11 protein-coding genes and 1 pseudogene are annotated in these 15,028 nt (G+C 43.9%); 6 read left to right on the forward strand and 6 right to left on the reverse strand.

The genetic code is table 11. The features are described 5' to 3' along the window. Positions 1-155: 155 nt before the first annotated feature. From clpP to Q9R21_RS11000, 3 genes are all read left to right on the forward strand, one after another. The gene (clpP, locus tag Q9R21_RS10990) at positions 156-761 is read left to right on the forward strand and encodes an ATP-dependent Clp endopeptidase proteolytic subunit ClpP (protein WP_004647427.1); all 606 of its coding nucleotides are present in this window, start codon (positions 156-158) and stop codon (positions 759-761) included. Positions 762-790: 29 nt separating this feature from the next. Continuing rightward, positions 791-2,101, forward strand: a complete 1,311-nt coding sequence (gene clpX / locus Q9R21_RS10995; RefSeq protein WP_004278407.1) for an ATP-dependent protease ATP-binding subunit ClpX — start codon at positions 791-793, stop codon at positions 2,099-2,101. Between the two features lie 170 nt (positions 2,102-2,271). Continuing rightward, the gene (locus tag Q9R21_RS11000; protein WP_311204473.1) at positions 2,272-2,988 is read left to right on the forward strand and encodes a DUF2846 domain-containing protein; all 717 of its coding nucleotides are present in this window, start codon (positions 2,272-2,274) and stop codon (positions 2,986-2,988) included. Between the two features lie 67 nt (positions 2,989-3,055). On the opposite strand, the gene Q9R21_RS11005 is transcribed toward Q9R21_RS11000, so the two are convergent. Continuing rightward, positions 3,056-4,582 (reverse strand): fumarate hydratase, encoded by a 1,527-nt coding sequence (locus tag Q9R21_RS11005; RefSeq protein ID WP_004278405.1) that lies wholly within the window; start codon positions 4,580-4,582, stop codon positions 3,056-3,058. A 711-nt stretch (positions 4,583-5,293) separates the two neighbouring features. On the opposite strand from Q9R21_RS11005, the gene Q9R21_RS11010 reads away from it, so the two are divergent. Beyond that, complete coding sequence (locus Q9R21_RS11010; RefSeq protein WP_004729548.1) at positions 5,294-5,533, forward strand: DUF2171 domain-containing protein; 240 nt, start codon at positions 5,294-5,296, stop codon at positions 5,531-5,533. A 231-nt stretch (positions 5,534-5,764) separates the two neighbouring features. On the opposite strand, the gene pta is transcribed toward Q9R21_RS11010, so the two are convergent. From pta to Q9R21_RS11025, 3 genes are all read right to left on the reverse strand, one after another. Then, complete coding sequence (gene pta / locus Q9R21_RS11015) at positions 5,765-7,903, reverse strand: phosphate acetyltransferase (protein WP_247143239.1); 2,139 nt, start codon at positions 7,901-7,903, stop codon at positions 5,765-5,767. 55 nt (positions 7,904-7,958) lie between these two features. After that, the gene (locus Q9R21_RS11020) at positions 7,959-9,179 is read right to left on the reverse strand and encodes an acetate kinase (protein ID WP_311204474.1); all 1,221 of its coding nucleotides are present in this window, start codon (positions 9,177-9,179) and stop codon (positions 7,959-7,961) included. A 452-nt stretch (positions 9,180-9,631) separates the two neighbouring features. Continuing rightward, positions 9,632-10,897 carry a glutamate-5-semialdehyde dehydrogenase gene (locus Q9R21_RS11025; protein WP_180038068.1) on the reverse strand — a complete coding sequence of 422 codons (1,266 nt, stop codon included), beginning with the start codon at positions 10,895-10,897 and terminating at the stop codon, positions 9,632-9,634. 322 nt (positions 10,898-11,219) lie between these two features. Here Q9R21_RS11025 and Q9R21_RS11030 point away from each other — a divergent pair, with 322 nt between their 5' ends. Next, entirely contained in the window at positions 11,220-12,557 is a 1,338-nt protein-coding gene (locus Q9R21_RS11030) for an alpha/beta fold hydrolase (protein ID WP_311204475.1), read from the forward strand. A 28-nt stretch (positions 12,558-12,585) separates the two neighbouring features. On the opposite strand, the gene Q9R21_RS11035 is transcribed toward Q9R21_RS11030, so the two are convergent. Both Q9R21_RS11035 and nagZ read right to left on the reverse strand, forming a co-directional pair. After that, the gene (locus Q9R21_RS11035; RefSeq protein ID WP_253145764.1) at positions 12,586-13,449 is read right to left on the reverse strand and encodes a class I SAM-dependent methyltransferase; all 864 of its coding nucleotides are present in this window, start codon (positions 13,447-13,449) and stop codon (positions 12,586-12,588) included. Between the two features lie 122 nt (positions 13,450-13,571). Further along, positions 13,572-14,594, reverse strand: coding sequence for a beta-N-acetylhexosaminidase (gene nagZ / locus Q9R21_RS11040; RefSeq protein ID WP_311204476.1), 1,023 nt, complete (start codon positions 14,592-14,594; stop codon positions 13,572-13,574). 200 nt (positions 14,595-14,794) lie between these two features. Between nagZ and Q9R21_RS11045 the strand changes: the two are divergent. Further along, positions 14,795-15,028, forward strand: a pseudogene (locus Q9R21_RS11045) (tail-specific protease); the annotation flags it as partial.

Genomic DNA, 15,028 nt, shown 5'->3' on the forward strand with positions numbered 1-15,028 from the left:
TTCATATTTATGCCTGAAAAAAGCATTTCTGTTTTTCACAAAACTAATGCAAAAAATATAATGGATTTGTTGGCGAATTTTTTGCAATTTCAGTGATTATCCCTCATATTGTGATTATGGGTTAGGTCACAAAAAATTTAGGAATAAATAAACGTATGTATGTTCCAACGATTGAAAACGCTTTAGTGCCAATGGTGGTAGAACAATCCTCTCGTGGTGAGCGTTCTTTTGATATTTATTCACGCCTTTTGCGTGAACGTGTAATTTTTATGACGGGCGAAGTTGAAGACAACATGGCGAACCTGATCGTTGCGCAAATGTTGTTTTTAGAGGCGGAAAATCCAGATAAAGATATTCATCTATATATCAATTCACCAGGCGGTTCGGTAACTGCGGGTATGGCGATTTATGACACCATGCAGTTTATCAAACCTGATGTCGTAACGTACTGCATGGGTCAGGCAGCATCAATGGGTGCGTTCCTGCTGAATGCCGGTACCAAAGGCAAGCGTTATTGCCTTGAAAATGCCCGTGTCATGATTCACCAGCCATTGGGTGGTTTCCGTGGTCAGGCTTCAGATATTGAAATTCATGCACGTGAAATCCTGTTTATTAAAGAACGTTTAAACCGTTTAATGGCTGAACACAGCGGTCAGGATTACGAGAAAGTTGCACGTGATACAGACCGTGACAACTTTATGACTGCTCAGCAAGCGAAAGAATACGGTCTTGTGGACGAAGTTTTAACTAAACGTCCATAAGTTTTAAAGATTGAGATAATGGAGTAAATATGTCCGAACATCCTCAAGGACAAAAGCATTGTTCATTTTGCGGTAAAACGCAGTCTGAAGTCGGGAAGCTGATTGCAGGCGAGGACGCATACATTTGTAACGAATGTGTGGACGTATGCTTAGATTTGGTTCAAACCAGTCAGCAGGTGGAAACCAATGACTGGGCCAATCGTCCTTTGCCGAAACCGCATGAAATTCGTGCGGCCTTGGATCAATATGTGATTGGTCAGGACGTCGCGAAAAAAACCTTGTCAGTTGCGGTTTATAACCATTACAAGCGCTTGAAAGTGCAAAATAATGGCAAGAAAGCTGATGATTCAGTCGAGCTTTCAAAAAGTAATATTATGTTGGTTGGTCCGACAGGATCGGGCAAAACCTTGCTTGCACAAACGCTGGCACGTCTTCTTGATGTTCCATTTGCCATGGCAGATGCAACGACACTGACCGAAGCCGGTTATGTGGGTGAAGATGTAGAAAACATCGTACAGAAGCTACTGCAAAAAGCCGATTACGATGTCGAAAAAGCGCAAAAGGGCATTATCTATATCGACGAGATCGACAAGATTACCCGCAAGTCTGAAAACCCATCCATCACGCGTGATGTATCGGGTGAAGGTGTTCAGCAAGCATTATTGAAAATGATTGAAGGTACGGTTGCATCAATTCCGCCACAAGGTGGACGTAAGCATCCGCAGCAAGAATTTATTCAGATTGATACCTCGAACATCCTGTTTATCTGTGGTGGTGCATTCTCAGGACTTGAGAAAATTGTACAGCAACGTCAGGAAAAAGGTGGCATCGGCTTTACTGCAGAAGTGCGTAAAAAAGATGAAACCAAGAAGCTGTCTGACTTGTTCCGTCAAGTTGAAGCAACTGACCTGGTAAAATTTGGTTTGATTCCAGAATTTATTGGTCGTTTGCCAGTAATTGCCACTTTGGACGAGTTGGATGAAGAAGCATTGATGCAGATTCTGACTGAGCCGAAGAATGCGTTAACCCGTCAGTATCAACATCTGTTTGATATGGAAGATGTGGATCTGGTTTTTGAAGAATCGGCATTACGTGCAGTGGCTAAGAAAGCAGTTGAGCGTAATACAGGTGCACGTGGTCTACGTTCGATCCTAGAAAATTCATTGCTGGAAACCATGTATGACTTGCCAAGCCGTAGCGATGTCGGCACTGTCGTCATCAATGAAGCCGTGATTAAAGGTGAAGCAGAGCCGGAATACCGTGCCGAGCGTCAGCCACATGATCAGCAAGAGACTGCGACAAAAATAGATTTAAAGGTCGTGAATAGCAAATCCGCTTAATTGCTATTCGTCCGAAACGTGCGAAAACTCCGTGTTTTCGCACGTTTTTTATTTCCAAAAATAAAGCTCGGTGTTAATCTGATTCACTAGGCGTGGATGCCTAAAACTTATAAAAAACAAATCGCAAAGCACTTGCATACAAAAGAATAAAGACGCAGTGAGGGATAAGCATGCGTGGAGTCGCAATTGTACTCATCAGCAGTTTGGCATTGCTGGGGTGTCATGGTAAGAAAGCCGTCGTTGAGCCTACACAGCCACTCAGCACTTTAAAAAATATCGATCTTGAAAAAAAACCGGGCTTCGTCGAGCAGCATCGTATCGGCATGTTTACCATTGGCGGTTGGGTCAATCAAAAGCAGGGCAACCAGTTTCAGACGGTGAAACCGCAGCATGATGAAGCCGCCATCGTGTATTTATACCGGCCCGATTCTAAATGGAATCGTCAGGAAATTGTCGCTGCCAGCCTGTTTATCAATCAAGAACATATTCCAAGCTTATTGCACAACCATTATTACTGGATTGAAGTGCCTGCAGGGACCTATCGTTTGAGTACCAGTCGACCGCTAGGCGCGCTGCATTTCCAGAAACCTAAATATCTGGATTTTACTGTCGAAGCGGGACAGTCTTATTTTATTAAATATGATGAAGAGAATATCAGTACACGCCGGAGTGTTTCAGGGCCACTCATGCTGATGCCAGAAAAAGTTGGTCTGAATGAAATTACTTTTACTCAGCTAAAATCAGACAGTTTTAACTTCGTGGCACAAGATCAGGAAACTGGCCAGATTCGTAAAAAAGCCCAAAAAATTGAACCGACTGCTTATGATCCATCATTGGATGTACAGCTAAAAGCACCTTTTAAACTTTGGGATCCACGGACTTGGTAATTGACATTTTATTGAGAAAATATAATAAAAAAGCACCCTGAATGGGTGCTTTTTTATACAGATTTAATTAGCCCGCAGCAGCGTCAACTACTGGAATCTTACCAATTTTTGCTTGCCAGATTTTAGGTGCAGTCGCGTGAATAGAAGTACCATTCACATCAACCGCTACAGATACCGGCATATCTTTTACCACAAACTTGTAAATTGCTTCCATACCCAGGTCAGCAAAGGCAACCACTTCAGCTTCGCGAATAGCTTTAGACACGAGGTAAGCAGCACCACCGACAGCCATCAGGTAAGTTGCCTGGTTGTCTTTAATGGCTTCAACGGCAGCAGGACCACGGTCTGCTTTACCGATCATGCCGAACATGCCAGTTGCTTCAAGAACTTGACGCGTAAATTTATCCATACGCGTAGCCGTTGTTGGGCCAGCAGGGCCTACAACTTCGTCGCCGACTGGATCAACAGGGCCAACGTAGTAGATAAACTTGCCTTTCAGATCAACAGGAAGTTCTTCACCGTTGTTCAGCATGTCGACCATACGTTTGTGTGCAGCATCACGACCTGTATAGATTGTACCGTTAAGAAGAAGTGTATCGCCTGGTTTCCAGCTATTCATTTCTTCTTGGGTAATCGTGTCAAGGTCAACACGTTTAGAAGATGAAGAATCCCAAGTCACAGCAGGGTAGTCTTCAAGTTTAGGTGCTTGAATATGTGCAACACCTGTACCATCTAACTGGAAGTGTGCATGACGAGTCGCAGCACAGTTCGGGATCATACCAACTGGTTTACCTGCAGCATGACATGGATAATCTTTGATTTTAATATCAAGTACAGTGGTTAAACCGCCAAGACCTTGTGCACCAATACCCAAAGCATTTACTTTTTCGAAGATTTCGATACGAAGCTCTTCCATTTTGCTTTGTGGACCACGACGAAGCAATTCGTCCATGTTGATCTCTTCCATCAATGCTTCTTTGGCAAGCATCATGGCTTTTTCAGCAGTACCACCGATCCCGATTCCCAGCATACCTGGTGGACACCAGCCTGCACCCATGGTTGGAACAGTTTTCAGTACCCAATCCACGATTGAATCAGATGGGTTTAACATTGCTAGTTTAGATTTGTTTTCTGAACCGCCACCTTTGGCTGCCACAGTGATATCTACTTTATTACCAGGCACAAGCTTGTGGTAAATCACGGCAGGAGTGTTGTCTTTGGTGTTCTTACGACCAAATGCAGGATCAGCCAGAACTGATGCGCGAAGCACGTTCGAGTTTTCTAAATAACCCTGACGTACGCCTTCATTGATTGCATCATCCAGGCTCATGGTTAAATCGAATTTAACGTCCATGCCCACTTCAACAAATACGTTGACGATACCGGTATCTTGACAGATTGGGCGGTGGCCTTCTGCACACATGCGTGAGTTAATTAAGATTTGTGCGATCGCATCTTTAGCAGCTTTGTTCTCTTCACGATCATACGCACGGCTCATCGCTTGGATAAAGTCCTGTGGGTGATAGTAAGAAATGAACTGAAGCGCATCTTTAACTGATGTGATCAAGTCATCTTGCTTGATAATAGTTGTCATACAAATATCTCTTGAGCGGGCTGATAGCTAGCGGGCTAAATTATAAGACAAAAGAATCGGGTTGTGGGCATTTTGGGCGAGCATTGGCCGAAAGTTTATAGTTTAAGCAATCTGAGCAAGGACTTTAGCTATTCCATGGGTCAAATATGACAGCAAGTTGTCATATTCAATGTCATATTTCAGATAAAAAATACGCATAATTTTGCTTATTCCGTATTAAGCGATTGAATTTTATTAATTATTTTAAATTTAATAAAAAACCAGATTGTCATATAACTGTCATAAAACTTTTACATAATGCAGCTATTGAAACGGGAGATCCTAACAATGGTTACAGGTATTTTGATGGCAGCTGGTTTTTGTGTATATATCGCTGCAACTTGGATGTACGGTCAGAAAGAAGATCAAGCCTAAGCTTTATCTTCTTTTTTATTTTAAGACCTCAAAGAATTAACCTATCTTCAAATCTTCAAATCTTCAAATCTTCAAATCTTCAAATCTTCAAATCTTCAAATCTTCAAATTTTCAAATCCAGTTATAAAAATATTTGAAAACTCAAATTTAAAAAGTATCTCTCCTATAGCTTACTCAAGCCATGTTGACCATTTACATTTTTAACCCAGAAAAACTCAAAGCCTGAAAACCCTTACACATGCGGCATTTTTTATTGCTTAGACTGTTTCTCTCAACTTCTAGAAACAGGCAAGTAGAATGAACAATTTTAATGCAAGTGATATTAAAGAACATGCTTCAGTCATTGCTTCATGTGGTACTCAAGTCGGGAAGGTGGACCATTTAGAAGGTCAGGATTCAATTAAATTAACAAGAAGTGATGATGAAAATAATGAGCATCATCTGATTCCCTTGAGTTGGGTAAGTGAAATCAAAGACGATAGTGTCGTGCTCAATAAAACTGCGGAAGAGGTACGTAAAGAGTGGACTACCTTATAAGAAATTAAAGTTAGTGGACTGAAAAGCAGGGCTGCTTCAGCTTAATTTTTTATGTCACAGACTTTATGAGTAACCGTTGAAAATGCCAGTTCGAAAGACTGGCATTTTTATTGTTTATTAAAACGAGATAATGATCGCGTGCTGAATTTATTGAAGCTATGAGTGTTTTTTTATAAAAAAACCACCTGATTTTTCAATCAGATGGTTTGGAAAACTTAAATTCAAGAAGTATTAAGCTTCTTGCTGCTCGGCCTGAATCGCGGTTAAGGCAATGGTAAACACGATGTCATCGACCAAGGCACCACGCGACAGGTCATTCACAGGCTTATTCAAGCCTTGCAGCATTGGCCCGACACTGACTACATTGGCAGCACGTTGTACCGCTTTATAGGTCGTGTTACCGGTATTCAGATCCGGGAAAATAAATACATTGGCACGTCCAGCCACTTGTGAATCAGGTGCCTTTTGGCGCCCCACGCTTTCCACCGATGCTGCATCATATTGTAATGGCCCATCAATCAACAGGTCAGGACGACGTTCTTTGGCAATGCGTGTAGCTTCCGCGACTTTTTCCACATCAGCGCCAGTACCCGAAGTTCCTGTCGAATAGGAAATCATGGCAATGCGTGGATCTATACCAAAGGCTTTGGCAGAATCGGCGGACTGGATTGCAATTTCGGCCAGCTGTTCTGCATCAGGGTCCGGATTGATCGCACAGTCACCATACACATAGACTTCATCTGGCAACAGCATAAAGAATACGGAAGATACCAGTGAGTAATCCGGAGCAGTCTTAATCAGCTGGAAAGCAGGACGTACCGTATTCGCCGTGGTATGCACTGCACCCGACACCAAACCGTCAACCTGATCCAGCGCCAGCATCATGGTGCCAAGTACTACTGTATCTTGCAGTTGTTCACGGGCCTGTAGTTCGTTGAGCTTGCCTTTACGCAGCTCCACCATCTTGTCGATGTAGTTTTCACGCACCAGATCCGGATCAAGAATTTCCAGATCTTCAGGCAATTCAATACCGCGAGCTTTGGCTACTTCTAGCACAGCTTCAGGCTTGGCCAGCAAAATACACTGTGCAATACCACGCGCCTGACAAATGGCCGCAGCCTGTACGGTACGCGGTTCATCACCCTCTGGCAGTACAATACGTTTTTTCGCAGCAATCGATTTCTGTACCAGTTCATGACGGAAAGCGGAAGGTGACAGACGTGGCTTATAAGAACCATTCAACATTTGATTCAGCCATTCCGGATTGATATGGCTTGAAACAAAACGTGTCACCTGATCTGCACGTTCGGTATCATCCACTGGAATTTCATTGCTCAGATTTGCCAGTTTTTGTGCGGTTTCAAAAGTGCTAAGTGGCGTATGTAAAATCGGTAAACCTTGCTTGATGGCAGCTTGACAGAATTCCAGTACATGATCATTTGGCTGTTGATGTTCAGTCAGCACCAGACCGGCCAAAGGAATCCCATTACTGCTGGCCAGACTACTTGCCAGTAATACGTCAATCCGGTCAGAGGCACTAATAATTAATTCGCCAGCCACAAATTTATGCAATTCATGTTCAATATTGGCTGAAATCAGGCTGCTATGTTGTACACGGCGCTGTTTGGCTTCGCCTTCGTTAATCCAGTAGGCAGAAATATGTGCAGCCAGATCAGACATGCGCGGCACACTTAAGGTTTTACTGAAAGGCACCAAGCCAATCACTGGTAATTTTTCAGAGCCAATATGCGGATGCGTCTGCTGAATGGCGGTGATAAATTCGGCGGTTTCAGCTTTAAGGCGTAAATCCGGATTCAGCGTGACAGGAATCTGCGCAGATTCTTCAGGTAGGCCTTTGGTGCGCATCAACATGATGCCCGCAAGGCGGGTAGAGCTAGCGCCACCAAAATTACGCAGCTGATGTTCAACTTTATCTGCGGTTTGGCTTGGCTGCTGAATATTGGCATTGCTGACGACAATAACTTTGGCATCCAGTGCTTGTGCCAGTGAAGCATTCAAATCATCGGCAAAACTGTCCTGAGTATTTGGCAACAGCCCTTCGACAATAATTAGGTCATGCTGTTTAGCAATTTGACGATGCAGACGCACCGCTTCTTCAAGCAATTCATCCTGTTCACCCAGATTGATCTGCTGCAAGACTTTGCTATAACGGATAGGTTCAACCGTTTCACTTTGAGAAATATGACGATACAAAGCCGTGGTGCGGTCTTCGATTTCATTCAATTCCTGGGCAAAAGGTTTCAGGAAACCAGCTTTTACCCCTTGGCATTCCAGTGCATAAATCAGGCCCAAACATGCAGAAGTTAAGCCTACGCCTTCCCCCGTGGGAACCAATAAAATTGTTTTCATAAATTATGTCAGTCGCAGAATAATAAAAATCAGTGAAAAAGAAGCTAAAGCCTGCTTATGCAGGCATTACCTCAGCTTGAGACTTTTTTGCAGTATTGCGCTCCACTTCAAGTTCAACCACACTTTGAACTTCCCGGGCAATACGGCCTTCTTCATCTGTTGGCACTACCCAGATTTGTGGGCCTGTACCTGAATCAATTCGGCCTTCGGTACCGCGTTTCAGCTCATTATTAGCATTTTTATCCAGACTGAAACCGAAATGAGGCAGGTAAGTCATGGTTTTTTCGCGGATATACGCTGAGTTTTCGCCAATGCCGCCAGTGAAGAACAGACCATCAAGACGTGGCAGACCACAGCTCAACGCTGCCAGAGACTTAGCTAAACGGTAGCAGAATACTTCAATCGCCAGTGTGGCATCTTCATTGCCTTGTTCTGAAGCTTCAATCAGGGTACGCATGTCATTGGACAGATCAGACAAGCCCAAAAGACCACTTTGGCTATTCAGCATCTTGTCAATTTTATAAATATCCCAACCCAGGTTTTTCGCCAGGAAGCTGTGCAGACTTGGGTCAACATCGCCACTGCGTGTGCCCATAACAATACCTTCAAGTGGAGTTAAACCCATTGAGGTATCTACACTTTTCCCATTCCAAACGGCACAGGTCGAGCTACCATTACCTAAATGCGCGGTTAACCAGCCACCTTGTTTGAAACTGCCTGCCAGTTCAGAACCACGCTCTGACACATAGGCATGACTAGTCCCGTGGAAACCATAGCGACGCACACCATGGGCGGTATATAAAAATTTCGGCAGGGCATAACGATAAGCATGCGCTGGCATGGTTTGGTGGAAGGCAGTATCAAATACCGCAACCTGTGGTAATTCCGGGAATAAACGTTTAGTGGCTTCAATGCCAATCAGGTGTGCCGGATTATGTAATGGTGCAAGCGGCGTTGCTTCACGAATTTTTTCAATAATCTCGTCATTGATCAGTTCAGCCTTGGTCAGGCTGCCACCATGTACGACACGGTGACCGATCGCGTCCGGACGGTAGTTGGCCAGACGTTCAAGACCCACTTCCAGTGCTTTTTTGTGGTCAGCAAATGGAATATGGATATCGACTGGCTTATTGCCAACCGTTACACCTTTAATGCGAGCATTCTCTGTGCCTAAGTTCTCAGCTAAACCATGAATACGGAAATTCTGCTCCTCAAGAAGTAATGCAAACTTGATTGAAGAAGAGCCACAATTAATAACTAATACTGATTTAGACACGATTGATTACCCAATTTTTAATTAAAATTCTCGTCCATTTGCTTGACCCAATTGCGGGCAATGAAGCAGCAATCCAGATCAATGAATATGTTTTAACATTTGTTTTTTTTCTGTCCTAGATAGACTTTAGCAGATTAGACTTAAGCATTATCGACCGATTTAACAATAATAACTAAAATTTATCAGTTCATAGTTTTCATTTATAAATAAAATGATGCTGAAAATATCATCAATAAGAATACTAAACTCTGCTTAAATTTAATTTTAGAACAGATTAATTCTTTAGTTTAGCGCCTGAAAGGCAAATATTGTTTTTACATACAATTCTATAAAGAGATTCATGAATAAAATGACCCGAAGGTTCTGATCCATCTATTTCAGTGTCAATTTTTCTGTCCATAAAAAAAACAGCCTCATAAATGAGGCTGTTTTTAAGTTAGCAATCTGAATATTTATTGGCGAATCTGACCATCACCAAAGACAATCCATTTCTGCGACGTCAGGCCTTCAAGACCGACTGGGCCACGAGCATGGATTTTATCGGTTGAAATCCCGATTTCTGCGCCTAAGCCATATTCAAAACCATCTGCAAAACGAGTAGAGGCATTGATCATGACCGAACTTGAATCTACACCCGCCAGAAATTCGCGAGCCAGACTGTAGTTTTCAGTAATAATGGAATCGGTATGATGCGAGCCATATTTGTTGATGTGCTCAATGGCTTCTTCTATACCAGAAACGACTTTGATCGCCAGAATCGGGCCCAGATACTCGGTATACCAGTCTTCTTCAGTGGCCGTAATGACTGCATCTTCAAGAATACGCTGGGTTTCCCGGCAACCACGAAGTTCGACTTTTTTCTCTTGGTAAAGCTCTGCGATGCGTGGCAAGAATTCTTCAGCGACTTTTTCATCGACCAGCAGGGTTTCCATGGCATTACATACACCATAGCGATGGGTTTTGGCATTGAGCGCAATAGGCAATGCTTTCAACAAATCTGCTTGAGCTTCCACATACACATGACAGTTGCCATCTAAATGTTTAATGACCGGTACGCGTGCTTCCTCGGTAATTCGTTCGATTAGGCTCTTGCCGCCACGAGGCACAATCACATCCACATATTCGGTCATGGTAATCAACTGGCCCACTGCAGCGCGGTCAGTCGTATTCACGACCTGTACGGCAGCCTCAGGCAAGCCTGCGACTTTCAGGCCATGCTGAATCGCGACAGCAATGGCCTGATTTGATTCCAGAGCTTCTGAGCCACCCCGTAAAATAATGGCATTGCCTGATTTGAGTGCGAGTGATGCAGCTTCCAACGTGACGTTAGGACGTGACTCGTAGATCATGCCGACCACACCCAAAGGCACACGCATCTTGCCCAGTTGAATCCCGGATGGGCGATAAGCCATATCACTAATTTCACCAATCGGATCTTTCAGGCCAATGACATCTTTTAGACCCTGCAACATACCTTTAAAGCGTGCGGGGTTGAGTTCTAAGCGATCAAGCAGGGCTGAGTCCAGATTGTTGTTATGCGCCTTGGTCATATCTTTCTGGTTAGCAGCCAAAATAGCAGCTTGGCTATTTTCCAAAGCCGTATAAATAGCGGATAACGCATTATTTTTAGTTTGGGTGGACGCGCGAGCCAAAATGCGAGACGCTTGGCGTGCCTGCTGTCCTACCGTTTGCATGTATTGTTCAATAGACTCTTGCATAGCGGTTTGATCACTTAGAAATTTCATTTCGATATTAACAGCCTGCTGCTGCACAATGAAGCCCATCTGTTAAAAATCATCCGTTTTCGCAGACTTCTAAACATTTTGAAAATGTTTTCTGTTTAAAAGCAGATAAGTGGTCACTGAAGCGGTTGCTTGTGAAAAGCAGCTCTGTATAGAATGAAACACGCGGCATTGATGTCATTTATAATTATTAAAGAGCAGGATGCGTGTTCAGGCACACCGGAATGTGCCTGAATTATAAGATCTGTTAAGCATGACTTGCACAATAAAAATAAGGCAAGGACGGAGGAAAAGGAATATGAATTCCATTATCCACATGGACGCCCATGTATTGGAACAACATAGACACGATGGTTTTTTTGATTTTTATGATAAGCACAGTTTTAAGCAGCCACCACGCACCACCTGGATGGATGGCTGGAAAATCGAATATATGGCGATCGCCCGTCCAGATACCTTACATTTAAGACCCATGGTGATTATTGGGGGAGCTTTCCAGAATTTTAACTCCTACAAATATTGTGTAGAGCAGCTTTTTGATGCAGGTCCCATCATTCTGATTGACCTGCCGTCCATGGGGGCCAACCAGCAGATTGGTAATGTCGACACAGGTCTGTCTGCCGGAACACTGGAGCTTGAAGACCTTGCTGCGATGCTGGGGCGCTGGCTGGAACAGATGCAGCTGCCGCAAGTGGCAATTCTAGGCATGTCCTTGGGTTCAGTGGTGGCTTCCTGTTTGGCAGATCAGCGTCCTGAACTGGTCGATCGGATGATCCTGATGGGTGTGATGCAGAAAACCCGTAAAAGCTGGCGGATGCTGCTGGAAGAGTCTTTGCATCTAATGAAAGAACAGCGTATGGATGAATTTGGTCAGGCCGTCATTTTGTACCTGGTGAATCATGCACGTTTAACAGAAACCCGGATGTCACCGACTGCAAAGCGTTTGTTCTTTAAACAGATGGCGGAATTTACGGCCACCGAACAGGATCGTTATGATATCAATTGCAACCGTTTATTGCGTCTGACCAATGTGCCGATTCCACAGTGCAAAGTGCTGGTGGCATGTGGGCAATATGACAGTTTTACCTTGCCACATGAGAATGCCAATTTTGCCCTGCAATGTCCGAATATGCAGTATGTACAAATTGCAGGCGCCGATCATGTACCGCAGTTACAACGTCGTAAAGAAACCATGCATCTGTTTGCAACCTTCTTACGTGATGAACCGGTCGATCAGTTGCCGGGAATTATTCCGTTTAGCCCTGAGCAGATACAGCAGCTTGAACGTCGCGGTGAAGAGCGGATTCAGGTGCAAGATTCACAGCGTTTCCTCAGTCATCGTCATTCTGATCTCATTTTAAAAGCAGAGATCGTGGACATGAATTTCTTTGGGGTATTGCTGGAGTTAGATGTAGAACAGGCAGTATGCGCAACAGCTTATCCACGTGATCTGGCCTTGCATCTGGAAGATGAAGTTGGGGAATTTCAGATTGAGTGCCTGATCTTTGAACAGGATGATACTCAGCTGCGTGCTTTATTCAAACATGGCAGTTTTGAAGTCGCAGAACGCTTATTACGCTTTGTACAAATGCAAAAAGTACTGTCACAAACTGAAGTATTTGATGCAGCAATTTAAAAAACAGCAGCATTAAAAAACAGCGTACTTAAACGCTGTTTTTTTTCACGGCATGAATCATCCAGACCAGATCACCTAAATGTTCATCCTGCTCATGAGTCGGGTTTGGCTGATGAGGCTCGGCAAAATAACGTTGTGGTTGTTGTACCTCAACCTGGTCAAATCCTGCATCTTGAAAAAAGTGCTGTAGTTCTTGAGGGGATTTAAAATGAAAGGTAAACGCACTTCGAGACATGAATTTAAGCAGACGGCTACTGCTCCAGATAAAGTTCGCTAGTTTATTTTTCACCGGTTCGGGGTAAATATCGCTGAGATAGTGAACTGCCGGGAAATACTGCGCATTTTCTGTAATACCCTGCATCAGAATGCGTAACATCTGCTGATCAAAATAATTAATCAGTCCTTCACTAATGACCACTAAGGGCTGGTTGCGGTCAAACATCTGAAAAATACAGTCCAGTTCTTCACTAAAAATATCGGCAGTCAGGACTTCAGGTGCATGCTGATCAATTTGCTGTAAAGCCTGCGTCTTGATCTTGGCCATATCAGGCAAATCCAGTTCACGATAATTAATCTCTGGAAATTTCTGTCTGAAATTCCAGCTGCGTGGAGATAGTCCGCAGGCAATTTCAAGAACCTGAAGTTGTGGATGTTGCTCAATTAGTTGACACAGATGCTCATCAATCATCTGATGGCGCTGCTTAAGTGTCGTACGCATGCTACCGCCAACATGGCGTTCCGCCCAGGATTCAAGTGGATGCAACAGTTTGGCCAGAAACTTGCCTTTGGATGTAGCAAAGGCTGGATGTGAGATCCCCATTTGATACCAGATATAGCCGGTATAGTGCGCCGTAAAAGAAATATGGCGATGTTGCGAAAGTGAGTCTGTCATATAGTTCTGACCTTATTGTTATTTTTAAGTTGATTAAATAAAAGTGTAAACTTTTCATTACTATAATAAAAAAGGAACACCTTGTCGTGCCCCTTTTTCATATTGATTGGATTTAAAAAGTTTTAGCTGGACTGCTGTTTAAATGCCAGTATTTCATCACGGATCTCGCGCCATTCTTCACCCAGATTCAGTTCGTCACCAATCTGGATGTTCGGGATGTTGCCGCGCATGCATTCCAGGCGTTGCTGGTTCGGGAAGGGCAAATCTACAATCCCTTCCAGTGCAATACATTGTGCTGCACGATCATTGCAGACCAGACCCATATCACAACCAGCTTTGAGTGCGGCCTGAATTCGGGCATCGGCACCGCCTGCGACACATGCGGCCTGCATGCTTAAATCATCCGAGAACAGGACACCGTCAAAACCAAGCTCCTGACGTAAAACTTTCTGAATCCAGAATTCCGAGAAGCCTGCCGGATTGGGATCGACCTGACTATAGATGACATGAGCCGGCATCAGCGCATCTAGTTGTGGTTGCAGTTGGATAAAGCTTCGCATGTCTTTTTGCTGGATTTCTGCATAGGAGCGCGTATCAATCGCTGCAGCAACATGTGAGTCCGCTTTGACCGAGCCATGCCCGGGGAAATGTTTACCAGTTGAAGCCATACCGGCACGTTTCATACCTTTTAGAAATGCGCTGGCTAGTGGAATAATGTCCTGGATATTTTGGGCAAAGCTACGATCACCGATCACATCACTGATATCATTCAAGTCCAGTACCGGGGCAAAGCTGAAATCAATGCCAACAGCCAGCACTTCAGCTGCCATCAGCCAGCCGCATTTTTCAGCCAGTTCCAAAGCACGCTGTGGATCATTACTATAAAGTTCGCCAAATCTTCCCATTGCAGGCAGCAGGGTAAAGCCTTGTCTTAAACGCTGGACACGACCGCCTTCCTGATCGACCGCAATTAAAATATCAGGACGCACCTGACGCATATGATCGGTCAAAGCACGGACTTGCGCCGGAGATTCGATATTGCGACCAAATAAAATCACTCCACCGACTTGCGGCGCACTTAATAGTTCAATATCTTCTTGAGTGAGGGTTGTGCCTGCGATGTCGAGCATCAATGCGCCAATCATATGCGGAATCCGTTTTAGAGTTTTTCGGAGAAAACAATACCTGAATTCTGCAATGATTTGCTACACTTTGTCAGCACAGAATATGATAAAACTACACGACATAAACATATTAAGTTGTTTAAGATGCTGAATACGTTAAATTCTGGTCGAAAAGCAACACGGTCACATTGGTCTCTAGGCCAAGGAAGTACGAATTATTTATGAAATTTCAAACTATAGCTTGCGCAGTTGCGATTGCGACAGGTGGATTCTTTTTTACCCATGTAGTGAATGATGCGATTGCGGCCAACAGTAATGAAGTGGTCAGTAAAGCAATTCAGCCATCTCAAGAGCAGGCGCTGGTGTCACGTCAGCTGGCAACCCTGGTTGACCGTCAGCATTATTTAAATATGCGTCTGGATGCCCAGACCTCACAGCGTATTTTTGATTTCTAT

Origin of the sequence: Acinetobacter sp. RG5, from assembly GCF_031844265.1 — a bacterium.
In the GTDB taxonomy this organism is placed as follows: domain Bacteria; phylum Pseudomonadota; class Gammaproteobacteria; order Pseudomonadales; family Moraxellaceae; genus Acinetobacter.

What these genes read in the sequence shown, in the direction of transcription:
- Q9R21_RS11000 (WP_311204473.1), top strand. Translation starts at nt 2,272, where the DNA reads ATGCGTGGAGTCGCAATTGTACTCATCAGCAGTTTGGCATTGCTGGGG.
- clpP (WP_004647427.1), top strand. Translation starts at nt 156, where the DNA reads ATGTATGTTCCAACGATTGAAAACGCTTTAGTGCCAATGGTGGTAGAA.
- Q9R21_RS11035 (WP_253145764.1), bottom strand. Translation starts at nt 13,449, where the DNA reads ATGACAGACTCACTTTCGCAACATCGCCATATTTCTTTTACGGCGCAC.
- Q9R21_RS11030 (WP_311204475.1), top strand. Translation starts at nt 11,220, where the DNA reads ATGAATTCCATTATCCACATGGACGCCCATGTATTGGAACAACATAGA.
- Q9R21_RS11010 (WP_004729548.1), top strand. Translation starts at nt 5,294, where the DNA reads ATGAACAATTTTAATGCAAGTGATATTAAAGAACATGCTTCAGTCATT.
- nagZ (WP_311204476.1), bottom strand. Translation starts at nt 14,594, where the DNA reads ATGATTGGCGCATTGATGCTCGACATCGCAGGCACAACCCTCACTCAA.
- Q9R21_RS11025 (WP_180038068.1), bottom strand. Translation starts at nt 10,897, where the DNA reads ATGCAAGAGTCTATTGAACAATACATGCAAACGGTAGGACAGCAGGCA.
- clpX (WP_004278407.1), top strand. Translation starts at nt 791, where the DNA reads ATGTCCGAACATCCTCAAGGACAAAAGCATTGTTCATTTTGCGGTAAA.
- Q9R21_RS11005 (WP_004278405.1), bottom strand. Translation starts at nt 4,582, where the DNA reads ATGACAACTATTATCAAGCAAGATGACTTGATCACATCAGTTAAAGAT.
- pta (WP_247143239.1), bottom strand. Translation starts at nt 7,903, where the DNA reads ATGAAAACAATTTTATTGGTTCCCACGGGGGAAGGCGTAGGCTTAACT.